This window comes from Paenibacillus sp. FSL F4-0087, assembly GCF_038020215.1.
Lineage (GTDB): Bacteria > Bacillota > Bacilli > Paenibacillales > Paenibacillaceae > Paenibacillus > Paenibacillus taichungensis.
Map to the genome: position 1 here is coordinate 3,982,128 of NZ_JBBODJ010000001.1, position 24,333 is coordinate 4,006,460.

At 48.1% G+C, this 24,333-nt stretch carries 15 protein-coding genes; 12 read left to right on the forward strand and 3 right to left on the reverse strand.

Going from position 1 to position 24,333, the window contains the following annotated elements:
* The 5 genes from MHB84_RS18395 (at nt 1) to dnaI (ending at nt 11,854) form a co-directional block, all read left to right on the forward strand.
* Nucleotides 1-3,108, forward strand: coding sequence for an alpha-mannosidase (locus tag MHB84_RS18395; protein WP_076290894.1), 3,108 nt, complete (start codon nt 1-3; stop codon nt 3,106-3,108).
* A 293-nt stretch (nt 3,109-3,401) separates the two neighbouring features.
* Complete coding sequence (locus tag MHB84_RS18400) at nt 3,402-4,721, forward strand: glycoside hydrolase family 125 protein (RefSeq protein ID WP_076290893.1); 1,320 nt, start codon at nt 3,402-3,404, stop codon at nt 4,719-4,721.
* Nucleotides 4,718-7,891: a beta-galactosidase gene (locus MHB84_RS18405; protein WP_076290892.1), complete on the forward strand. Its 3,174-nt coding sequence runs from the start codon at nt 4,718-4,720 to the stop codon at nt 7,889-7,891. Before MHB84_RS18400 ends, MHB84_RS18405 begins: the two co-directional genes overlap by 4 nt.
* Nucleotides 7,892-7,895: 4 nt before the next feature.
* Nucleotides 7,896-10,673 (forward strand): alpha-mannosidase, encoded by a 2,778-nt coding sequence (locus tag MHB84_RS18410; RefSeq protein WP_076290891.1) that lies wholly within the window; start codon nt 7,896-7,898, stop codon nt 10,671-10,673.
* 230 nt (nt 10,674-10,903) lie between these two features.
* Nucleotides 10,904-11,854 carry a primosomal protein DnaI gene (gene dnaI / locus MHB84_RS18415; RefSeq protein WP_053783224.1) on the forward strand — a complete coding sequence of 317 codons (951 nt, stop codon included), beginning with the start codon at nt 10,904-10,906 and terminating at the stop codon, nt 11,852-11,854.
* A gap of 116 nt (nt 11,855-11,970) precedes the next feature.
* On the opposite strand, the gene MHB84_RS18420 is transcribed toward dnaI, so the two are convergent.
* Nucleotides 11,971-12,126 carry a YqzM family protein gene (locus tag MHB84_RS18420; protein WP_090810527.1) on the reverse strand — a complete coding sequence of 52 codons (156 nt, stop codon included), beginning with the start codon at nt 12,124-12,126 and terminating at the stop codon, nt 11,971-11,973.
* 263 nt (nt 12,127-12,389) lie between these two features.
* Here MHB84_RS18420 and trxA point away from each other — a divergent pair, with 263 nt between their 5' ends.
* Nucleotides 12,390-12,707, forward strand: a complete 318-nt coding sequence (trxA, locus tag MHB84_RS18425; RefSeq protein ID WP_036605788.1) for a thioredoxin — start codon at nt 12,390-12,392, stop codon at nt 12,705-12,707.
* A gap of 349 nt (nt 12,708-13,056) precedes the next feature.
* A complete protein-coding gene (gene uvrC / locus MHB84_RS18430) occupies nt 13,057-15,147 on the forward strand; it encodes an excinuclease ABC subunit UvrC (protein WP_076290890.1) in 2,091 nt (696 codons plus the stop codon).
* Here the strand turns inward: uvrC and MHB84_RS18435 are convergent.
* On the reverse strand, nt 15,116-16,813 hold the full coding sequence (locus MHB84_RS18435) for a CPBP family intramembrane glutamic endopeptidase (protein WP_076290889.1): 1,698 nt from the start codon (nt 16,811-16,813) through the stop codon (nt 15,116-15,118). The two genes, uvrC and MHB84_RS18435, sit on opposite strands and share 32 nt — an antisense overlap.
* A gap of 475 nt (nt 16,814-17,288) precedes the next feature.
* On the opposite strand from MHB84_RS18435, the gene MHB84_RS18440 reads away from it, so the two are divergent.
* Nucleotides 17,289-18,623 (forward strand): TrkH family potassium uptake protein, encoded by a 1,335-nt coding sequence (locus MHB84_RS18440; RefSeq protein ID WP_076290973.1) that lies wholly within the window; start codon nt 17,289-17,291, stop codon nt 18,621-18,623.
* Nucleotides 18,624-18,640: 17 nt separating this feature from the next.
* A complete protein-coding gene (locus tag MHB84_RS18445; RefSeq protein ID WP_076290888.1) occupies nt 18,641-19,312 on the forward strand; it encodes a potassium channel family protein in 672 nt (223 codons plus the stop codon).
* A 55-nt stretch (nt 19,313-19,367) separates the two neighbouring features.
* Here MHB84_RS18445 and MHB84_RS18450 read toward each other — a convergent pair whose 3' ends face one another.
* Nucleotides 19,368-20,291: a LysR family transcriptional regulator gene (locus MHB84_RS18450; RefSeq protein WP_076290887.1), complete on the reverse strand. Its 924-nt coding sequence runs from the start codon at nt 20,289-20,291 to the stop codon at nt 19,368-19,370.
* Nucleotides 20,292-20,603: 312 nt separating this feature from the next.
* On the opposite strand from MHB84_RS18450, the gene MHB84_RS18455 reads away from it, so the two are divergent.
* From MHB84_RS18455 to sdhB, 3 genes are all read left to right on the forward strand, one after another.
* Nucleotides 20,604-21,272, forward strand: coding sequence for a succinate dehydrogenase cytochrome b558 subunit (locus MHB84_RS18455; protein ID WP_076290972.1), 669 nt, complete (start codon nt 20,604-20,606; stop codon nt 21,270-21,272).
* A 43-nt stretch (nt 21,273-21,315) separates the two neighbouring features.
* Entirely contained in the window at nt 21,316-23,058 is a 1,743-nt protein-coding gene (gene sdhA / locus MHB84_RS18460) for a succinate dehydrogenase flavoprotein subunit (RefSeq protein ID WP_076290886.1), read from the forward strand.
* 466 nt (nt 23,059-23,524) lie between these two features.
* Nucleotides 23,525-24,289: a succinate dehydrogenase iron-sulfur subunit gene (gene sdhB / locus MHB84_RS18465; RefSeq protein WP_053783217.1), complete on the forward strand. Its 765-nt coding sequence runs from the start codon at nt 23,525-23,527 to the stop codon at nt 24,287-24,289.
* Nucleotides 24,290-24,333 lie beyond the last annotated feature (44 nt).

Below are 24,333 nucleotides of genomic sequence, written 5' to 3' on the forward strand. Positions count from 1 at the left end.
ATGGAACGCATCAGACGATTTATTCGCGAGTTGTCCGAACGTCAGTGGTTGGAGCAAATGGAGCTGCGCAGCTGGGACATCAGCCGCGCTTATTATAAAGTGCCAGGACAATATGAAGATCAGAAGGCTTATCCAGAAGGAGAGGGGTTGAATCGTTTCCCAAGTGATCAGGGAACGACCTATTTCTTCCGGACACGGTTGGATGTACCTGCCTCCTGGCAGAAAGAACCTTACGGACTTGTATTTGAATCCGGTGGGGAAGGCTTGCTTCGGGTGAATGGACATTCTTATCAGGGGCTGGATCGTAATCATACGTATGTAACACTTGACTCTTCACGAGTAGGGGCTCAGCCTGAACTTGAGATTGAGTTATTCGATCCGGTACCCGAGCCTGTAGATCCACTGAACCAACAAGCGGTTATTCAGCCGCCGATTACATCTATTAGCAGTTTGCTGGTGCGACCGAATGAACCTGTTCGCAGTCTGATGTACACGGTCACGATTGTGCGTGATTCCGCGGTGCTGCTGCCGGAAAGTGATTTCCGTCGTGTACGCCTGCTGGAAGCGATCTATCGGGCAATGGATCAATTTGTTGGCCTGACAGAAGAGGCTGTCAAGCAGGGGAATGACATCCACAGTATCGAAGAAAGATTGATCCATGAAGTGCGAGAGATTGGTGGAAACGCCGAAGGCTTGGAGCATATGGTGGGGCAATCGCACATTGATATTGCCTGGCTGTGGCCTGTACGTGAGACGGTGCGCAAGACCAGTCGTACATTCTCCACGGTGGATGCACTCATGAATGAATACCCGGATTATGTTTATTCCCAGAGCCAGCCTTTGTTGTACGCTTTTCTGAAGGAACATGATCCCGAACTGTATGAACGGGTAAAGAAACGCATTGCGGAAGGACGCTGGGAACTGGTTGGAGGTATGTGGGTTGAGCCAGATCTGAACATTCCGAGCGGGGAATCCCTGATTCGTCAGATGTTATATGGTCAACGCTTCTATATGGAGGAGTTCGGCAAAACATCACAGATTGAATGGCTGCCAGATACATTTGGTTATTGTGCTTCCCTGCCTCAAATTTTGAAGCATGGCAATGTGGAGTACTTCATGACGACCAAGCTCGGATGGAATGATACGAACGTATTTCCATATGATCTTTTCCATTGGGTAGGCATTGATGGTACATCCATCCTGTCTTATCTCAATCATGGTGTTAACGAGCATACGCTGCCGAAGGATATTCATGATCATTGGCAGTCATACCGCGAGAAGGCGGCGCATCCTGAGCATATGCTTCTGTACGGGCATGGCGATGGTGGCGGCGGCGTGACGCGAGAGATGTTGGAGTACGTGGACCGTTCCGAGTTGATGGTGGGCCAACCGAAGAATGGTTATAGTACCGCCGGAGCCTTTTTTGACGGAATCGAGAAGGCACAGCCTGATCTTCCGAAGTGGCATGGCGACTTGTATCTGGAGCTTCACCGGGGTACCTATACGACCCATGGCCGCAATAAGCGCAACAATCGGAAGGCTGAGGTGCTTTATCGCGAAGCGGAGCTCTGGAACACACTTGCCCTACCGGATATGGAGCCACAGCAGGATGCCGAAGTACGTTCGGCGCTGCATGATGGATGGAAGCTGATTTTGCTGAATCAATTCCATGATATTATCCCTGGTTCGGCCATAACGGAATCCTATGTAACGTCGGATGAGGAGTATATTCGGGTATTCGAATTGGGTAGAGAAGGACTGAATCAAGGTGTTGCTGCATTAACGAGAGGAATTAATACGAAGGGGCCAGAGGGTTCTGTTCCTTATGTTGTGTTCAACAGCCTTGGTTGGAATCGAAGTGAAGTCGTTCAACTTCATTTGCACGATGGATTGGATCGTTACGTCATCGATGAAGAAGGTCAGCGTTTGCGCATGGATCGGGAAGATGGCCAAATTTCGGTTCTGGTGACGGATATTCCAGCGTTTGGTCATAAGACGATTTGGCTCGTACCGGAAAATGCAAGGGAAACAAATGTACGGGAAATGGCGAGCATTGCTGGGCAAAAGAACTTTACAGATACATGGGAAACCGAGTATTACCATGTTCAGTTTAACGAGCTTGGCGAGATATCCCGCTTGTGGGACAAGACAGCAGAACGCGAGATTCTGAAGCCAGGTGAACGCGGCAATCAATTTCACTTTTTCCATGACCGTCCGACGCTCTGGGATGCCTGGGATATCGACAGCCGTTATGAGGCTCAGGTTGCTGGAGAAGTGGAGCTCTTGGAGAAAAAACTGGTTTTGGCAGGTACTACGAAGGACGTACTTCGTTTTCAGTGGAAGCTCCATCAGTCTGTGATTACACAGGATATGGTGTTCTATCATGACAATCGACGGATCGATTTCAAAACCCATGTAAGCTGGAATGAAGATCATAAATTGCTCAAAGTGGGCTTCCCGATCGATATAGTGACTTCCAAAGCAACCTATGAAATTCCATTTGGTGCATTGGAGCGTCCAACTCATCGCAACACGAGTTGGGAGCAGGCTCAGTATGAAGTGTGCGGACACCGCTTCGCAGATGTCGCCGAGCACGGATATGGCGTCAGTCTGCTCAATGATTGCAAATATGGATACGACGTACAGGGAAGCACGATTCGCCTTTCCTTGTTGCGTGCACCGAGATGGCCTGACCGGACTGCGGATATTGGAGAACATGATTTCACTTATTCCCTGTATCCACATGAAGGCGACTGGAGAAGTGCACATACAGTACGTCAGGCAACCGAATTGAACCATGAAGTGCCTGTGCATCAGGTGGACCAGAACGCAGGCGTACGCCCGGCAACTGGAGCATGGATTGAATTCGATAGCAGCCATGTCATCTTGGATACGGTCAAACCGGCAGAGGCAGGAAACGGTATAGTGCTCCGTTTCTATGAGTCTTCGGGCACACGTGAACGTGTGACGCTGCAATGGCCGCATGCATTTGAGCAAGCTTATCTCTCCAATGCATTGGAAGAAGCAGGCGAGCCTTTGGATAGCACCAATGGTCAGATTGCATTATCTTTTAAACCTTACGAAATAAAAACCGTGCTACTACGGTAAACCTTTTTGAAATATTTTTGAGCTATGTAAGATGAATTAAAACATGTACACGATAACGGAGAGTGCAGAACCAGATGAAGAAACGGAGTGTTCGCCTAAAAGCTTTCTGAAAGAAAGCTGCATCGGAAGCATACGCTATCCCCGGATTTTCCCTTTGGAGAAGGGAACCAAAAAAATCTGGGGATAACAGCGATCGGATGATGGTACTGCAATCGTAGTGTCCTAGTGTACAGTTAATGGGTTTATCTTGCTACAGCTACACCATTCAATTTGTTTAAGGAGTGCACTCATTCATGGAACAATTCAGACTACCCAAAATACCGATGCCAACTGTTGCATTGCCACAAGCCGTACAGGCTGTAATGGAAGAAGCAGAGCAGAAGCTGGCGCATCGACCGAAGCTGCTTCAACTATTCAAGAACTGTTTCCCGAATACGATTGAAACAACCACGAAATTAATGGACGACGGCACGACCTTTGTCATCACTGGCGATATTCCAGCTTCCTGGCTGCGTGATTCCGTGGAGCAAATGGTGCATTACATTCCATTTGCCAAGGAAGATCAAGACCTACAACGCATTATTGGCGGTCTGATCAAGCGGCATATCCAGTACGTTCATATTGATCCATATGCCAACGCCTTCAACGAGACAGCAAATGATTGGCACTGGAACACCACCGACGTGACCGAGATGTCACCTTGGGTGTGGGAGCGCAAATTCGAGATTGATTCTTTGTGCTTTGTTGTGCGTCTCGCTTATTTATATTGGAAAGAAACTGAACTGACGGATATTTTCGATTCCAGCTTCAAAGCCGCCATGCGCAAAATCGTGGATTTGTTCCGGGTGGAGCAGCATCACATGGAGCAATCACCATACAGCTTTACCCGCAATAACGGCATTGCTACGGATTCAATCCGCAATAACGGACGAGGCATGCCCGTCAATTACACAGGCATGATCTGGTCCGGTTTCCGTTCCAGTGATGATGCGTGTGATTTCCATTACAACATTCCAGGCAATATGTTTGCCGTCGTTGCCCTGCGTCAGATGCAGGAGTTCGCGGAGTGGGTATTCCGGGATATGGAGTTCCTGCAGGAGCTTAAGGATCTGGAAGCGGAAGTAGATCATGGTATTCAGCTGTACGGTATTTACCGCCATCCTGAATTTGGCCCGATCTATGCTTATGAGACGGATGGTTTTGGCAACTACTGCCTGATGGATGATGCGGGTACACCGGGACTGATGTCCATTCCTTATCTTGGTTACGTCACAGCGGATGATCCGATCTATCAGAATACGAGACGTTTTGCGCTCAGCAAAGAGAATCCGTTCTATTATGAAGGCAAAGTTGCCAAAGGAATCGGCAGCCCGCATACACCGCCGGATTACATCTGGCATATGGGTCTGTCCATGCAAGGATTGACGGCCCAGTCTGCTGAAGAGAAGCTCGAAATCATTCGGATGCTGGAAGCAACGGATGCGGATACAGGATATATGCATGAAGGTTTCCATGCCGATGATCCGACGATTTTTACGAGAAAATGGTTTGCTTGGTCCAACAGCCTGTTCTCCCAGTTGGTCTATAAATCCATGAAGGATGGTTTGCTATGAGTAGCGCACAGGTGAAGAGAACCAAGTTGATTATTTTCTCTGATCCAACGTTTCCAGTGGAGGGTACTTTGCCAACGCAAGGTGCTCTTGATTCATGGAAAGCATCGGAAGAGATCATCGTTGTGGGCGCGGATGAATTGGCTTCGGCTTTGAGCACAGCGGCAGGTGAAGGGTGTTTCGTGAACCTGCATGCGCCTTATTTTCCAAAATCCGCTTGGACCGCAATTGCAGCTTTTCTTCATCAGGGCGGAAGTCTGATCAGCATTGGTGGCGCACCATTCAAACGTCCTGTTCGTCAGGAGAATGGGGCATGGATTTCCGAGTCGGAACAAACGGCGTATCATCAGGAACTTTATATTCATGAGGCGTTAAAGGTATCCGCAGCCAAAGTGGATTCACTAACTTCCTCAGAAGATATTCCACTTCTTGCAGGCAAAGAGGGACTGTTCGAGAGTGCGGATACATGGAATCTGGTACCTCATACAACCAAAACAAGCGATTTGCCACATCAGATGGGTTCCTCAGGTCCGATGAGCACGCAGATTTCTCCGCTGCTTCGCGGCCGTAGCAAGGATGGTCGCAGCATTGCTGCCCCAATCGTATTATGGGAAAACTCCCGCAGTACGTTTGCCGGTTCGCGCTGGCTGTTTGTGCATCTGCCTTTGACGGCTGCCTTCTGGGAACAGAACGGAGCAGCCGAAATGGTGAACTGGGCGCAGTATTGCGCCAAAGGTGTAACCGAGCTATCTCTGAAGCCGAACTATGCTTCGTATGAATTGGGTGAACGAGCTTCACTGATCCTCCAAACCCAAATTCTACAGCGTGCGGGTAGCAGAAGAAGTGAGCCGGAACTTTGGACGTTTGATTTAACCGTTGAACGGGAAGATCGCACAAACGGCACGGTAGAGAAGGTATGGAATCATCAACTGGAGATGGAACTTTCCGGCGAACAGCGTTTTGAACGTATTCTTCTTCCGTTTTCAATCGAGAGCGGGCTGTATCGAATCGTCGGTCGTGTTCAGGCACCGGATGGAGAAGTTCGCATACTGCGGCAGGGCTTCTGGGGTCAGGACGCAGCGTTGTTGGCAGAAGGGGAAGTCATCACACGCAGCAGAGATTATTTTATCAAAGACGGTCGTCCATTGCCTGTGGTTGGTATGACTTACATGACCTCAGACGTGGCACGGAAATTCCTGTTCCTTCCCAATGCGGATGTGTGGGATCGGGATATGGCACAGATGGCGGCAGCCGGCATTAACTGGATTCGGACCGGAATCTGGACTGCCTATCGCAACATGATGCAGGTGGATGGTCACATGTCCGAGGATGTACTGCGTGCTATTGATGCGTTCCTGTTAACGGCAAAACGGCATGGTCTTCAAGTGACGTTTACCTTTTTCTCCTTTACACCCGAGACGTGGGAAGGAACAAATCCATATTTGGACCCGCAGAGTGTAGATGCACAGAAACGATTCATTCGCAGCATTGTTAGTCGTCACAGACATTCCACACATGTGGACTGGGACTTGATTAATGAACCGTCGATGTTTGATCCTGTGCGCATATTCTCCGATGGGCCACGTTCGGCAAGAGATTCATATGAACAGCAGGCGTTTATCGAGTGGCTTCAGCAGCGGCATCAGACGATTGAAGCGTTGCAGGAGGCATGGAACATGTCACCTAAACAGCTCCCTGACTTTACCGCAGCAGTCATTCCTGAACCGGAAGAGATCAATTTCGATGTACAGGACATGCACAAGGCTAAAAAAGGAACACGCTGGCTTGATTACTGTCTCTTCTCGATGGAGATGCATAATGTTTGGGCGAGAGAGCTTGTAGGCACGATCAAGGATCTTGTTCCCCATCATTTGGTTACCGTGGGGCAGGATGAAGCTCTGGGAGCACAGCGTCCTTCACCGTTCTTCTATGAGCGGGAAGTGGATTATACAACCGTGCATTCCTGGTGGCTCAACGATGACCTGATCTGGGACGGCATTTTCGCCAAAACACCACATAAACCTAATCTCATTCAGGAGACAGGCATCATGTATGTGGAAACTCCGGATGGACGGGCCAAACGTACAGAGGAAGAGCTTCATAGCATTCTGGAGCGCAAATACGCTTATGCCTTCTCAACAGGCGGAGCCGGAGCTGTGCAATGGATATGGAATACGAACTTTTATATGGATAATGCCAATGAATCTCATATTGGAGCGCTGAGAGCGGACGGTACAGAAAAACCTGAAGCCGATGTGTCTTACGATTTTGGCCGATTCATGGAGCAGATTCGAGACCTGTTTACCGATCGCGAGCTGGAGGAAATTGCGGTGGTCTTCCCGTATTCCAACGATTTCTCGAACCGTTCCCTGGCCTACGATGCAACCACAAAATTGACACGTGTGATGGCTTATGAACTGAAGCAGCCATTCCGTGCTGTATCCGAGTATCATCTGGAAGCATTGAAGCAGCAACCTCCGAAGTTGATCATGGTTCCGAGCCCGCACAACATGGACAGCGATGCCTTAAGCGAGCTATTGAACTTCGCGGAGAATGAAGGAGCTACGCTGCTTATTACTGGCCCGCTCGGGTTGGATGCTTATTGGAAGAGAAGTGATCGGGCAGACCATCTTGTTGGCCAGCGCAGTCTGGGCAACGTACAACGAGAAGAAATGCTGAATATTAACGGTGTGAATCACCGCGTCACGTATGGTCGTCGCCGTATTGCCGAGGTGGCGAAGGAAACGTTGCTTCATGCGGAGAATCATACACCTGATGAAGTAGTCGTACTACCATTAGGCAAAGGCAAGTTGATCTGGAGCCCGCTGCCGCTGGAGCTGAACGGCCGGGATGAGCCGCTGGCTGACCTGTATCGATATGCGTCAGAAGTGGCTGGTATTGAAAATGAACTGGAATGGATATCTGGCGGTGATCTGGCAGGGATTTATGGCCGGAAGCTGAGCTTCCCGAAAGGCAATCTGTACGTATTTGTATCGGAGTTCGCTTTGAATCATGAGGTGAAAGTCAGAGATACACGTACTGGAGCCATATATACGTTCCTGTTGGAGAAAAATCGCTCCGTGCTGTTTGCCACAGATGCTGCCGGACAGCTGCAAGCCGTATATCGTCCGGATGAAGTAGAGATTGTACAACAAAAGGTAGAGGGGGAATAATACAATGACCAAACCAACAAGCAAATCGAAAAGAGCGCATATTATTTCTCACACGCACTGGGATCGGGAATGGTATTTGCCGTATGAGAAACATCATATGCGATTGGTGCAACTGGTGGATGCCTTGCTGGATCAGCTCGATCAGGGGCCGGATTTTAAAAGCTTCTACCTGGACGGCCAGACGATCATCATCGATGACTATCTTCAGGTTAGACCTGATCAGAAGGAACGGCTAGAGAAGCATATTCGCGATGGCCGGATTGTCATTGGGCCTTGGTATATTTTGCAGGATGCCTTCCTGACCAGTGGTGAAGCGAACGTACGTAATATGCAGGTTGGACATCGTGATGCCAAACGATACGGAGCACCTTCAAAGATCGGATACTTCCCAGATACGTTCGGACTTGTAGGACAGACACCGCAGCTTATGCTGCAATCGGGCATCGATAATGTCTTTTTCGGGCGAGGCGTGAAGCCAACGGGTTTCAACAACATGGTGTCTGACGATGGATACGAATCCAGTTTCTCAGAGCTGATGTGGGAAGGTCCGGATGGATCTAAAGTGCTCGGTGTTTTATTTGCCAACTGGTACTCTAACGGGAATGAAGTTCCGGTGGACGAAGCTTCAGCTCGCAAGTTCTGGGAAACCAAGCTGGCTGACGCGGAGAAATATGCATCGACCAATGAATTGCTGTACATGAATGGATGTGATCACCAGCCGATTCAGAAGGATCTGCCTGAAGCCATCCGTATGGCTGAACAATTGTATCCCGATATCGAGTTTGTTCACTCCAACTTCCCGGACTATCTGTCAGCGTTGAAAGCATCTGCGGTTCAGGAGCTGTCTGTTGTAAAAGGAGAGCTGCGCAGCCAGCGTACCGATGGCTGGGGCACTTTGGTGAACACAGCTTCCGCACGCGTTTATCTGAAACAGATGAACCAACTGGGCCAATCCATGTTGGAAAAGGTGGCTGAGCCCCTGGCTTCGTTCGCGCATCTGCTAGGTCATCCATATCCGCATGATCAGTTTACCTATGCGTGGAAAACGTTGATGCAGAATCATCCGCATGACAGCATCTGTGGCTGTAGCGTAGACGAGGTGCATCGCGAGATGGTCACCCGGTTTGATAAGAGCCGTCATGTGGCTGAGGCCCTGATTGAGGATAGCACCAGCCAAATCGCTGCAGCTGTGGATACTTCAACATTTGAACGATATGGTGAGGAAGTGCGGCCTGTGGTTGTGTTTAACACTTCGGGATGGGAGCGCAGCGGTGTAGTTCAGATTGAACTGGATGCGGCCCGTTTGTACTTCCGCGATGGTTTCTCATTGGAAGATATGGCAGCCAAAATGAACGCCATTGACCTGTCAGGTCGTATTTTGGTGGATGAAGAAGGCAAACCAGTTCCGTGTACGGTAGAGGATCTGGGTCTGCAATTCGGCTATGATCTGCCTGATGATCGATTCCGTCAGCCATATAGCTGCCGTCGGGTCAGCATTACGTTTGAAGCAGAGAGTGTGCCTGCACTTGGCCTGAAGACGTATGCTTTGGTCCGCATGGACGGCAATGCTGCGAATTCAAATACACTGCTGCGTGGTGAACGTGGCATGGAAAATGAATATTTTATCGTAAATATTGCAGACAATGGATCTTTTGCACTCACAGATAAACGGACAGGCCGGACGTATAAAGATCTTGGCGTGTATGAAAATGTCGGTGATATCGGCAATGAGTACATGTTCAAGCAACCGGAGAATGAAGTGGCATTGACTACGAAGGATCTTCGGGCAGAAATTCGGGTTATTGAAGATGCGCCTTACAGAGCTTCGTACGAAATTGTTCATAATTGGGAAATTCCTGAATCCGCTGACGAATCGCTTGATCGTGAGCAGCGGGAACTGATTTATTATCCACATCGTAAAGCTCAACGTTCCAAACAAATGGTTACGCTCAAGATCCGAACCATTGTGTCGTTAAGCCGCAGTGGAAAAGGCATCAAGCTCGAAACAACTTTCAACAATCAGGCGAAGGATCATCGGGTGCGGGCACTCTTCCCGACGGATCTGACATCGGCTGTTCATCACGTTGACTCGATGTTCGAAATTGCTACTCGCGATAATACGCCTGCACCGGAATGGCAGAATCCGAGCAATACCCAGCATCAGCAAAGTTTTGTTGATGTAAGCGAGGATCAGGTTGGGTTGGTTGTAGCCAATCTCGGTCTGAATGAATATGAGGTTCTTGAGGATGGGCGGAATACGATTGCCGTGACACTGCTTCGTGCCGTGGGAGAGCTTGGAGACTGGGGATTGTTCCCTACACCGGAAGCTCAGTGTCTCGGTGAGCATTCCTTCCAGATGGAGATTATCCCTCATGACGGGAACGGAGCAACCTCCGGAGCATACATTGAAGCTTACCAGTTCCAGATTCCATGGACTTTGGCTCAGACGAACGTACATCCAGGATTCCTGACGCCAAGCAACACACCTTTTGAGTGGCAAGGGGAAGGTCTTGCGTTTTCTTCACTGAAGGTGAACGAGGATTCGGGTGATCTGATGTTGCGTTGGTATAATATGGGGTCGAATACAACTGAGCTGAAGTTTGCTGCTTCTGAGTCCATCCCGCAAGCATTGGAAGATGCATATCAGAGCAACATTCTGGAAGAAGAGACAGGCAAACTGAATGATTCGGTGGTAAATGAATCTTCCGCTGCCTTGGCTAGCAAAGAATGGGCTCTTCAAGCGGGACCTTGTGAGATTGTTACGGTGGGGTTGCGTCGTTAATTTTCCAAGCGTGATTGGATCAATTCGTTGTGTAGTGTCTAACCGAAGTTCTGCGTACTGTCATGGAATGGATAATGCTTTTTCCAGCTGAAAATGTTGAGTTATTCCTCAAGTTTATATAGAATGAACAGTAGAATTATAAGCGATCGAAGGTTACCCTGCCATCATGATGGTCATCGTAAAATTCAATTGTTCATTCTATATTGAAACTATTAAGGGGGCTTGAAGCCATGGAATCCTTGGGAGGACTGCTTCAGCAGCTGAATCCTTCCTTTCGTGAACAGTCGCGGCGGATTGCGGCGGAATTGATGGAAGATCCGTACGTACGCGAATTCCGCGCAGGTCATCCTGAACTGAAAGATGCACAGCTTATTACCGATCTGAGCAAGCTGTATCAGTATGCCAAAGATTCGAAGAACTGTGCGAACTGTCCGGGGCTCGACAACTGTCCTAACGATTTCCAGGGTCACTTTTGCAAACTGGAAGTAGAGCATTTTAACGGTAAACCCGAAATTATAGATAAAAAAGCACCTTGTTCCAAACATATCGCCCGGCAGAATGAGCATGTTATCAAGCAAAGAATCCGCAGCTTCTATGTGGACGAGCGTGCGCTCAATGCAGGATATAACGATGTGGAAATTATGGGCAAGGATCGGATGCGTGCTCCGGCGGTGAACCAGGTTCTGCGTTATATTAACGACACCAAGGAGAATGGATTGTCTCCGCAAGGACTGTTTTTGGAAGGATCATTTGGAACGGGCAAGACGTTTTTGATGTGTTATCTGCTGCATGAACTCGCGGTTGTGGGCCACACAGGTGTTATTATCTACATGCCTGATTTTGTGGAGGATCTGAAATCCATGATCAGTGAAGGAAACAAGCTGAAGGAAACGACGGATATTTTGAAAAGCTGTGATCTGCTCATCTTTGATGATATTGGGGCAGAAAATCTGAACCCATGGGTTCGGGATCATGTGATGGGTTCCATTCTGAACTACCGTATGAATCGCAAACCTACATTTTACACGTCCAACTACAACTTGGATGGGCTGGAGAAACATCTTAGCTTCACCAGTAGGGACGGCGAGGAAATGAACAAAGGCCAACGTTTGATGGACCGGATTCGTCCGTTTGTTGATGTCATCTCGGTTCGGGGTGAGAATCAGCGGGGCAAACGTTAATTTCTAATTATGTTACCGATCTGATCTATTTTTTACTCCTATAGTCCCAAAAAAAGCCTGGCTTTCGCATTGTCGCGAAAACCGGGCTTTTCTGGCCTGCGTGCAGCCTGAAGATCCTATTCGGTGATAAATTTGAAAATCACCATTCCGAAAAAGATAACCGTCATCAGGCCGGCCATGCCAGCAACACCCGCAATCAGATCAAACAGATCGTTACGGGGTTCCTCGTTCACATGTTCACGCGGGTCGTTGATCCGCACATTTGCATCCATGGTATTGCCTCCTTATGGGGATAACAGCTTGCCCTTACAGGTAGCTGAAGCCCGGAGTAATTTTAGTATACTTGGAAAAGAAAGCGTTTGTAAAGATTTTGCAGCGAACCTGCAAGTTCTTCAATTGTGAAGATTTGATGTTGGGAAGATGAACATTGATGCGTTCATTTCACAACATTAGAGTACCTGTGTTATACTGGAAGTGTCGTTCACGACGTTACAGGTTAAAATAAACCGTAAGTATATATAAGGAGGACAATTTCATGGCTATTGTTAACGTATCCGATCAATCCTTCAACGCTGAAGTCGAAGGCGAAGGAACGGTTCTTGTTGATTTCTGGGCGCCTTGGTGCGGTCCTTGTAAAATGCTCGCTCCAATCCTGGAAGAGCTGTCCACCGAAGTTGGCGATGCAGTGAAAATTGCTAAAGTCAATGTGGACGAAAATCCGGAATCCGCTTCCCGCTTCGGCGTAATGAGCATTCCAACATTGATCTTCTTCAAAGATGGTCAACCGGTTGATAAAGTGGTTGGTCTGAACTCGAAAGATGCTCTCAAAGGAATTATCGAAAAACACCAATAATTAACCAAGATTTCACATACGCCTCCGGTTATGCGCCGGGGGCGTTTTGCGTCGAATACTTTCATATAGGACAATATAAGATATACTATTTATTATAAGGTGAACTGAAATTTACATGAACAACGGAGAGGGCAGAAATGACCTGTAGAAACGAAGTGGTCGCCTAAAAGCTTTCTGAAAGAAAGCTACTTCGGAAGCATGCGCTATCCCCGGATTTATACGTTATAAGAAAAGAATCAAAGAAATCTGGGGGTAACAGCGATCGAAAGGTCATTCTGTCATCGGAGTGCCTCATGTAAGGTGAAGCTATCAGCTTTCTCAGTAATCGGGAAGGAGGACCCACCGAATTATGGATGAATTCATTACAAACGTGCAGGAACAGGAGAAGGCTCTGGAGCAGATCCGCCACAAGCTGGCTTTGCTGCCTGACATGTCCGGCTGTTACCTGATGAAAAACAGTGAAGGTACCATTATCTATGTAGGTAAAGCCAAAGTGCTGAAGAATCGCGTAAGATCATATTTTATCGGCAGTCATAATGGGAAGACACAGCGCCTGGTGTCCGAAATCCGTGATTTTGAATATATCGTTACCGGCAGCAATATGGAAGCACTCATTCTGGAGTGTAACCTGATTAAGAAACATATGCCGCGGTATAACGTGTTGCTCAAGGATGATAAGACATTTCCTTACCTTAAAATTACGAATGAAAAGCATCCCCGACTCGAAGTGACCCGGCGGGTGCTCAAAGATAAAGCCAAATACTTCGGACCTTATCCGAATTCATATGCGGCACACCAAACGAAAAAGCTGCTTGATCGGATGTATCCGTTACGCAAATGCGGCGTGATGCCGAAGGAAGTATGCCTGTATTATCATATGGGACAGTGCCTCGCCCCCTGTGTGCAAGAAGTGGGCAAGGAGCAGTATGATGAGATCTCCCAGGAGATCAGTTCATTTTTGAGTGGCGGGCATGAGGAGATCAAGAAGGATTTACAGCGCAAAATGCAGGAAGCGGCTGAGGATCTGTATTTTGAACGAGCCAAGGAACTTCGGGATCAGGTCATTGCCATTGATGCGATGATGGAAAAACAGAAAATTACGATGGCGGACGCCAGAGACCGCGATGTGTTTGGTTTTGCCATTGATAAAGGCTGGATGTGTGTCCAGATTCTATATATGCGTCAGGGGAAAATGATCGAACGACACGTATCAACGTTCCCGTTTTACGGTGAGGCATACAGTGACTTTATGTCTTACGTGACCCAGTATTACAGTGATAATCCAGCGTTGCCACAGGAAATCTTACTGCCGGAAATGCCAAAAGATCTAGCAGCGGGTGACGGTGGTGCGGATGATATATCCGATGCTGATGGAGCGGTACCTGCGGCGGTGACAATCGAGCCAGAAGAGACAACGCGATTGGCGCAAGATTCTGCGGTTGAGCTACGTGTTGCCGAGTCCCGTGCATCTTATGGTGATATCCAACCCGAAGCAGAAGCGGAAGAAGCTGCGATGGTTAACCAAGACGACGCTGTTGCTCAGGAAGATGTATCGGCTGATAAACAGCCTCCAGGCTTCGAAGATCCTTCTCAGGTCGCAGCAGCATTGCAGGAATGGTTGGAAATTAAAGTCCATATTCCGCAGCGTGGATTGAAACGCCAGATGATCACCATGGCCGTGGATAACGCACGTGTGGCATTGGAAGAGAAGTTCCGCCTGATTGAGCGGAATGAAGAACGGACATCGAAAGCCGCTGAAGGACTGGGACGTTTTATTGGACTGGATCAGCTTCACCGTATTGAAGCGTTTGATAACTCGAACATCCAGGGTACGAACCCGGTATCCGCCATGATCGTATTTACCGATGGTAAACCGGATAAGAAGGAATATCGGAAGTACAAGGTCCGTTCGGTTGAAGGACCGGATGATTATGAAACGATGCGAGAAGTTATCCGTCGCCGTTACGAGCGGGTATTGAAGGAAAATCTGACCCAGCCTGACCTGATTGTGGTCGATGGTGGTAAAGGACAGATCTCGGCTGCGGTCGATATTTTGGAGAATGAATTGGGGCTGTTTATTCCGGTATGTGGCCTGGTAAAGGATGCGAAGCACAAGACCTCACAATTGATGATCGGCAACCCGCCGGAAGTCATCTCCTTGCCGCGTGACAGTCAGGAGTTCTACCTGTTGCAGCGGATTCAAGAAGAGGTCCACCGTTTTGCGATTTCGTTCCACCGCGAGCAGCGTGGCAAATCGATGGTGACTTCCCGTCTGGACGCCATTCCGGGTATCGGCGAAAAGCGGCGCAAGCTGCTGCTGAAGCATTTTGGTTCTTTACGCAAAATAAAAGAGGCCAGCGTCGAAGACTTCCGGCCTCTATCTATTGGTGACAAGCTTGCGAATCAGATTATTGCAGCACTTCGTGATGAGGAGTCGTGACATACGGCTTCTCTTTTTGTTTTGGATTCATCTTATAGATGACATAACCAACGATGGCCGGAAGCACAATCCAGAAGAGTCCTGCGGAAATGTTCAGTGCATCACCCATGAAGATCAGGCTTAGCCCCATCAACAGGCTGTCAAAGATAACATGTGCGAATACAACGGCGATGAAGCCGTGGCGCAGCATGATCAGACTGAACAAGAGTCCGATAACAGTAAGCTCAATTGGACGTGTGATGACCGGATAGATTGGGTACAGGGTGTGTCCCAGAGCCCAAATTAATGTTGGGATAAGGCAAGCAATGAACGTATTGCGTACAACCTTCTGCATCATGCGAATTCCGAACAGACGATAGACCGTTTCCTCACCGATCCCGGCCATCCAGGCCATAATCGGGAAGATCCAGGCATAACTCATGTTGTATGTGGACTGGTCAGCCGATGTTGTTGACCAGCTTCCAATACTGCGCTCCAGAATAAAGAACAGTACGGATTGCACACCCAGCAGAATCAACGCCCATAAGTATCCTGTATACATACTGTGCAGGACATATTTGCCGTATCCGGGTTCTTTGGCTCGAGGCCAAGGATTCAGACCGATTTTGCGCCACATGCCGTCACCGGCAACGAGCGACAGATAGATGGTTGCACTCATGACTAGCGTAATCCCAGCTTGCATCACCATCAGGAAGGTCAGCATAAAGTTAGACAGCCCCTGCGCCTGAAAGAGCGGAATCATGTTCAGTGTGCCAATCACGGAAGCTGCAAAGTATACCAGAGACAGAACGATTCCGCGTTTGAATGACGTGTGTGCTCTCGTCAGAATACTGTAGATGATCGCGAGCACGCCAAGCACAAAGGTCAGGAAAGCATAACCGCCATAAGTCATCCAGTTGGCTTGCCGGGTCTGATTTTGTACATAGTCGGTATGGGAGGTAGGAACCGAGAAGACCGATTCGAAGGAGCGAACGGCTCCGTTTTCAAACGTGAAATTCAGTTCCAGCTTGGAATCTCCAATTTGCTTTTCGTTATCTGTGTATTGCAGCCCCGCTTCTTCTTCACGGGTGTCCAGTTGAAGTTTCGGTACATTATACCCGAATTCGCCAAGAACGCCAGCGGCAAGCTGTTCTTTTTCATTTAGGGAAAGGTTATCTTCAGCTAAACGTTGGGCAGCATTTACTTTGCTTTTGTCCTGCTCAGCCTCAATGGATGCATACAGGGAAGACGGCAGTTCGCGCTTGAAACCGACAACTTTTCCTGTTCTCATATGTACGTCAACATTCAAATAACCGCCTTTGTCCTGATCGGGCAAACGAACGCGGTACACATCGTAAGGATAGGTTGTTTCCCATTTCTTGTTATAGGTTTCTAACTGTTTGGTTTTGGCCATATACCCATAGATGTCGGAATGGGTTTGGTACGTCACAAGCTCGTTTCCGGTATTTGACGGAAGGGTATAATCAGGTAGAGAAGCTGCAAAAGATCGTGCCGACTCCGCCGCTTTCTCCTTGCTTATGAAGGAAGTAGACTGAATATCAGTCGTTTGCGATGAGGTGGCAGGAAAGATTTGAAAAACGAAAAACAGAATCAGGCCAATCGCCGCAAGCAACCCTAAACGCTTGAAGTTAGCTTTGAGTACCAAAGGCTGCCCTAAGGGATTCATTTAATATTGTTCCTCCTTTATTAATATGGATATTAAAGTAAAGATAGCACAGCCCAAGCCCCGAATGCCAATGACGAAACGAGAAGTGGTGCAAATGCATGAAAACGAATGAAAATGATCGAAACAATCTGATCTATCCATCGCCATATCTGAGTTTTTCCCTTTTTGACGGAATTCGATGCTATTTACACAAAAATCGTTTTGTATACAAACGTCCCAGCGCTTATAATTTTGAATCAAATGTCCAATATTCCGCATGTCTTTAGGCTAACAAGGGAACGAATAGAATGTATAAAAGGTATTCCAACCTAATGTATATGTGTTACAGCGAAAATCATACATGTTTACACTCCGAAATGAGGCTTTCCAAGTGCTTGGCTATTCCGTCAAGTCATGTGGAAAAGCGCTTCGGAGAAAGGCTCCACATCGTGGAGTCATTTTCTTTTTGGCAGAGGTGGATGATACTCAAGTGAAAATGAATGTTCAATGGATGCGTCTATCGCCACCCCGAATTCTGGTCCTAGGGTTCGCGGGTATTATATTGCTCGGGACACTTCTGTTGATGCTCCCGGCATCCAGTCGAAGCGGGGTCAGCCTTCCTTTTATTGACGCACTCTTCACTGCGACTTCCGCAGTCTGCGTAACAGGGCTGGTTGTGGTGGATACGGGTACTCATTTTTCGACGTTGGGTCAGATCATAATTGCAATCCTGATTCAAATTGGCGGCCTTGGCTTTATGACGATGTCGACACTGGTGGCGATTGCATTCAAACGGCGGATCTCTCTGCGTGAGCGGTTGATTTTGCAGGAAGCGATGAATCAGAGCACGATGGAGGGGATTGTCCGCCTTATTCGCAAAGTTGTGATCTACTCGCTCATATTGGAAGGCATATGTGGCACGTTATTCGCCATTCGGTGGTCGTTTGATATGCCAATGGGGCAGGCCATCTATTATGGATATTGGCATGCCATCTCCATGTTCAACAATGCCGGGTTTGATATGTTCGGAGAATTCCGCAGCTTAACCGGGTATGTGTATGATCCGCTCGTGAATTTTACAGCCATGTTCCTTATTATTGCAGGAGGAATCGGTTTTGTCGTTTTGTCTGATCTGGTGGAGTATCGGAGGACGAAGAAGCTGTCGCTGCATTCCAAAGTGGTATTGCTGACAACAGGATTGTTAATCATATTTGGAGCTTTGGTTATATTTGTATTTGAATTCAGCAATCCCCGGACATTGGGTGGCCTGAACTGGGGTGGTAAAATTCTCGGTTCGTTCTTCCAGTCGGTTTCCCCAAGAACAGCAGGGGCGAATACGGTAGACATTGCTGGTCTGAGACAGGCAACGCAATTTTTCATCATTATATTAATGTTTATTGGTGCTTCTCCCGGTTCTACCGGAGGCGGTATTAAAACAACCACATTTATGATTATGGCCGGAGCTGTCTATGCCATGATGCGAGGACGGGAAGATATCGTCTTTTTCAGATATCGGCTCCTACAGGAACGTATTTTCAAAGCACTGACGATTACACTGCTTGCACTGTTGCTCATTATTGCCGTTACGATGGTGCTTAGTACGACGGAAGACAGCAGTTTTTTAATGATATTATTTGAGACAACATCCGCCTTCGGTACTGTAGGTTTATCTATGGGGCTTACACTGAAGCTGACCACGATCGGCAAGCTTTTGATCTGTTTCACGATGTTTGCAGGACGTCTTGGACCAATTACGCTCGCGTATGCACTCGGACAGAAAAAGGGTAAAGAGTTGTACAGGTATCCGGAAGGCAAAATGATTATTGGATAAGGGGTTCGTGAAGAACAATGAAAACACAGCAGTTTGCGGTAATTGGGCTTGGGCGCTTTGGCTCCAGTCTGGCACAGGAATTAATGGAGCTTGGTTATGAAGTGCTGGGTATCGATAAAAATGAAGAAGTCGTCGAAGACATGAGTGAATTGGTCACCCATGCCGTCGTCGCGGATTCAACGGATGAGGAAGTGCTGCGCTCCCTGGGCATCCGTAATTTTGACTGCTGTATCGTTGCCATCGGGGCTGATATCCAGACCAGTATTCTCACTGCTATTTTACTGAAGGAACTCGGTGTAAAAACAGTTGTGGCCAAAGCCATTTCAGTTCTTCATGGACGGGCACTGGACAAGCTGGGGATCGATCGTGTTGTTTATCCTGAGCGTGATATGGGAATCCGGGTTGCCCATCAGCTCGTCACCCCAAATCTGCTGGATTATATCGAATTGTCCGATGATTACAGTATTGTGGAGATGAAGGTTCCGGCCTGTCTGCATAATAAAACGCTGTCTACTCTGAATGCTCGAGTACGCTTTGGTTGCAGCATTGTAGCGTTGCAAAAGGAAGCCGGGGTCATCATTGCCCCGACTGCACTGGACTCGCTTCAGATGGGTGATATCATGGTAATTATCGGCATGAATGATGACATTGACCGTTTTGAGGAAGAAGTGATCAGCCAAGAGAGCTAGAGCTGAGTCTATTAAATGAAAGCAGAGCGTTGAGCTCGGCTGATTGATATGAATGCTAAGGCGTCGTAGTCCTCCGTGAGGGCAGCGGCGCCTTTGCTGTAAAGAGCGCAGCCGTTTCTCTGACCCACTGTCTGGAGGTTTGGCTGAGGTCTTCCTTTTCCCCATAGATCATGCAGGTTGTTCGCCGGGTCTGTTGCAATTGCGGCAGATATACCGAGACGAGATCATTGTCCGCAAGCAACTGAGGGCGGAGATATGACTTGGGCAAAAGGGCTGCAGCTTTGCAGGTAGGCAGAAGACGGACAATCGCTTCAAAGGAATCAATCTCCATGCGAATATCCGGCATCACGGCGCAGCGCTGGAACAGGTCGTCGGTTAATTTGCGATACCAGGTTCCTTTGGAGAACGTAATCATCGGCAGATCTTGCAAATGTTCCATTCCGGCTTCTTTACCCGATAGGGGATGCGTTAAGGGCACAACCAGCTCCAGATGATCATCAAAAAGTGGCACACAGTTTAGCCCGGCTTCACTTATAGAGGATGCAACGATGCCTACATCGGCTTTTTTATCCCGCACAAAAGAGACAATTTCATGCGTTTTCCCTGTCACCAGCTTGATTTCCGCATTCGGATGTTTCTGCATAAAGGCATTTACCAGCGGTGGCAATGTGGTTTGAAGCGTTGTCAGACTGGCTCCAAGCGTAATGGAGCTTTGTTCTTCGTCCTTGTACTGGGCCAGCATGGTCAGAAATTTTTGTTGCTGCTGTTTCTGCTCTACCGCGAAAGTATAGGCGAACTGGCCTACGCTGGTTAATTCAAGTCGTTTACCACGGCGATGAAAGAGCGCTACGCCGAGTTCATCCTCCAATTTGGAGATTTTGCGAGACAGCGCAGGCTGTGAAAGATTCAGCAATTTCGATGCACGGTTCAGACTGGACTGCTCTACAACCGCCGCAAAAGCGTTTAATTCCTCGAACATGAGCACTAACCTCTTTTCTAATGAACGTATGAATGTACTTTGCGTGAGGCATCTCCTTGTCAAATATTTCTTCATGTTGTATGGCCTGCACGACCGATGTTTATAACTTATAACTATAGGTTATAACATTTAATAATTATATTGCAATTCCCTTATAAGAAAAAAAGGAGTAACATGAATCGTGACACAAGTTGTTCACACCTGAAGAAAACGGAACAATTTGTCGAACCTTTCCTTGGGAAAGGTTTGTGTCATGATAAGCGAATTTTATTTATGAAAACGTTGTATTTAGCGAAAGGGGATCGACATTTTATGAAAGGGTTTTACTCCAGAAAGCTGCACTCCTTGCTTGGCGTCATTCCGCTCAGTCTGTTTTTCATTGAGCATATGGTGACGAACTTCTCGGCAGTTGAAGGCGGCAAAGAAGGCTTTAACGATGCAGTTGCATTTCTGAATGGCCTGCCGCTCGTAATTGTACTTGAAACGCTTCTCATCTGGTTGCCGCTGTTCTATCACGGTGTATATGGTTTGTACATTGCCTATCAGGCCAAGCCTAACGTGGGACGTTTTGGCAATGAGCGCAACTGGCGCTATACGTTGCAACGCGTCAGCGGTGTCATTACGTTTGTGTTCGTCATCTGGCATATTTGGGAGACTCGTTTCCAGGTTGCGCTGGGGAATGTCACACACGAAGAGCTTGGCGGTGTCATACACGGCATCGTGATGAACCCGGTAACGTTTATTTTATATCTGATCAGTGTGGTTGCGGCATCCTATCACTTTGCCAACGGTTTGTGGTCGTTCCTGGTTAGCTGGGGAATTACCGTCGGTCCGCGTGCGCAGCGTGTATCTTCCTACATCTGCATGAGCTTGTTTGCTATTGTAGCTCTCATGTTTATTGCATCGCTGCTTGCTTTCCGGAGCATGGATTTCCAGGTAGCCACTTCTATGATTGACGCAGTTAAGACAGTTCTGATTTAAGCATTTGGACTTTAAATGCTGACTTATAAGGGAGTGAACAGCAATGGCATCATCTAATGTAATTATTGTGGGCGGAGGTCTCGCGGGATTGATGGCGGCGATCAAATCGGCTGAAGCCGGAGTCCATGTTCATTTATTTTCACTGGTTCCCGTCAAAAGATCCCACTCCGTATGTGCCCAAGGCGGTATCAACGGTGCGGTAAATACCAAGGGTGAGGGCGACTCTCCATGGGTACACTTTGACGATACAGTATACGGCGGTGACTTTTTGGCGAATCAGCCTCCAGTCAAAGCGATGTGTGAAGCAGCACCAGGCATCATTCACCTGATGGACCGGATGGGCGTAATGTTCAACCGGACACCGGAAGGTTTGCTCGATTTCCGTCGTTTCGGTGGAACGAAGCATCACCGTACGGCGTTTGCTGGTGCAACGACTGGACAACAATTGCTCTACGCGTTGGATGAGCAAGTACGTCGTTGGGAAGCAGCGGGTCTCGTTACGAAGTATGAGAACTGGGAGTTCCTGCAAGCTGTTGTGGATGACGAAGGCACCTGCCGCGGGATTGTAGCACAGGATTTGAAAACGATGAAGGTACAAACGTTCCCGGCAGAAGCAGTTATTCTGGCGAGCGGCGGCCCTGGTATTATTTTCGGTAAAACAACCAACTCAGTTATCAATACAGGAACTGCCGCAAGTGCGGTGTATCAGCAAGGTGTAAATTACGCGAACGGTGAGTTCATTCAGATTCACCCGACTGCTATTCCGGGCGATGACAAACTGCGTCTGATGTCCGAATCGGCTCGTGGTGAAGGTGGACGGATCTGGACGTACAAAGACGGTAAGCCTTGGTACTTCCTCGAAGAAAAATATCCGTCATACGGTAACCTTGTTCCGCGTGATATCGCGACGCGTGAAATTTTCAGTGTCTGCGTGGATATGGGCCTCGGCGTGAACGGCGAGAACATGGTATATCTCGACTTGTCACACAAAGATCCGAAGGAGCTGGATGTGAAGCTCGGCGGAATCATTGAGATCTACGAGAAGTTCATGGGTGATGACCCGCGTAAAATCCCAATGAAAATTTTCCCGGCAGTCCATTATTCCATGGGCGGCATGTGGGTAGATTATAACCAAATGACCAACATTCCAGGACTGTTCGCAGCTGGTGAATGTGAATACCAATATCATGGTGCGAACCGTCTGGGTGCAAATTCCCTGGTATCGGCAATCTACGGTGGGATGGTGGCTGGACCGAAAGCAGTTGAATATATCAAAGGACTCAAAAAATCGTCCGCAGATATCAGTTCTTCCGTATTCGATGGTTATACCAAGCGCCAAACCGATAAATACGAAGGCATCCTAAATATGCAGGGCAATGAAAATGCATATGTCATTCATAAAGAGCTTGGCGAGTGGATGACAGCGAATATGACGGTGGTACGTTACAACGATAAGCTGGAAGCGACTATCGGCAAAATCAAGGAATTGAAAGAGCGTTACGGTAAAATCAACATGTACGACACTTCCGGTTGGAACAACCCGGGTGCAGCATTTACCCGTCAGCTGTGGAACATGCTTGAACTTGCAGAAGCGATGACTTTGGGCGCACTGCTGCGTAACGAAAGCCGTGGAGCGCATTACAAACCGGACTTCACCGAACGGAATGACGAAGAATTCCTGAAAACAACGATCGCAAGCTGGTCGAAGGAAGGTCCGAAAATTTCGTACGAGCCTGTAGACGTTTCCCTGATCCCACCACGGATCCGGGACTACTCGAAAGATTAAGTAAAGTGAAATTTCGGTCTATTAATAAAGTTAATGACTTAGCAACATAACGGAAAAGCAGTAGACACATAGAGGCAAAGCGTACGCCGAGCTTCTCAATGTTACTGCCAACCAGAATGAATGGAGTGCAGTTTCCAACAAAGTGACCCTGCGTGCACGACGTAGCGGAGGAAGCGGAAATGCCCAGAAGAAGCGAAGCGCTCGCCTTTACTGCATAACACCAAGAGGATTTTATTTCATATTTACATGATCTAAAAGTTAACACCTGAACGGAGAAGGCAGAAGATTACTGAAGAAGCGAAGCGTTCGCCTTTATTTCCGGATTTCCACCCTATAAGGTGGATCAAAGAAATCTGGGGATAACAGCGATCGGAAGGATCTTCTGCCAGCGGAGTGACCATTTGTGAACATTGTGGTCTTGTAACGATAGCAATCAATCATCGTCACCAAAGGAGGGGACAACGATATGACGGACACAGCTACAGCAAAAAAAACCGTCAAGTTTATCATCACCCGTCAGGACAGTCCGGAGTCATCTTCGTACAACGAAGAGTTTGAGCTTCCGTACCGTCCCGGCATGAACGTTATTAGCGCCCTGATGGAGATCCAGCGGAACCCAGTTAATACAGAAGGCAAGTCCATTGCCCCGGTTTGCTGGGAATCGAACTGTCTCGAAGAAGTCTGTGGAGCATGTTCCATGGTCATCAACGGCAAGCCGCGTCAAGCGTGTGCTGCCCTGATCGACAAGCTCGAACAGCCGGTTCGCATCGAACCGATGAAAACCTTCCCGGTGGTTCGTGACCTCGTCATCGACCGTACTCGGATGTTTAACGCCCTGAAACGGGTTAAAGCGTGGATTCCGATTGATGGAACCTATGACCTCGGTCCAGGTCCGCGGATGCCTGAGAAGAAACGTCAGTGGGCTTACGAGCTGTCCAAATGTATGACATGTGGTGTATGCCTCGAAGCTTGCCCGAACGTGAATGAGAAAACAGACTTTATCGGTCCGGCAGCTCTTTCTCAAGTACGTCTGTTCAATGCTCACCCAACAGGGGAGATGAACGCTGAAGACCGCTTGGAAGCACTTATGGAAGACGGAGGTATTGAAGGCTGTGGTAACTCGCAGAACTGCGTACGCTCTTGTCCAAAAGGTATTCCGTTGACTACCTCCATTGCCGAAATGAACAAACAAACAACCAAACACATGTTCAAACGCTGGTTGGGTGTTTAACCTAGTCATATCAAATGCAGAACTTCGGATCTGCACCATTAGAA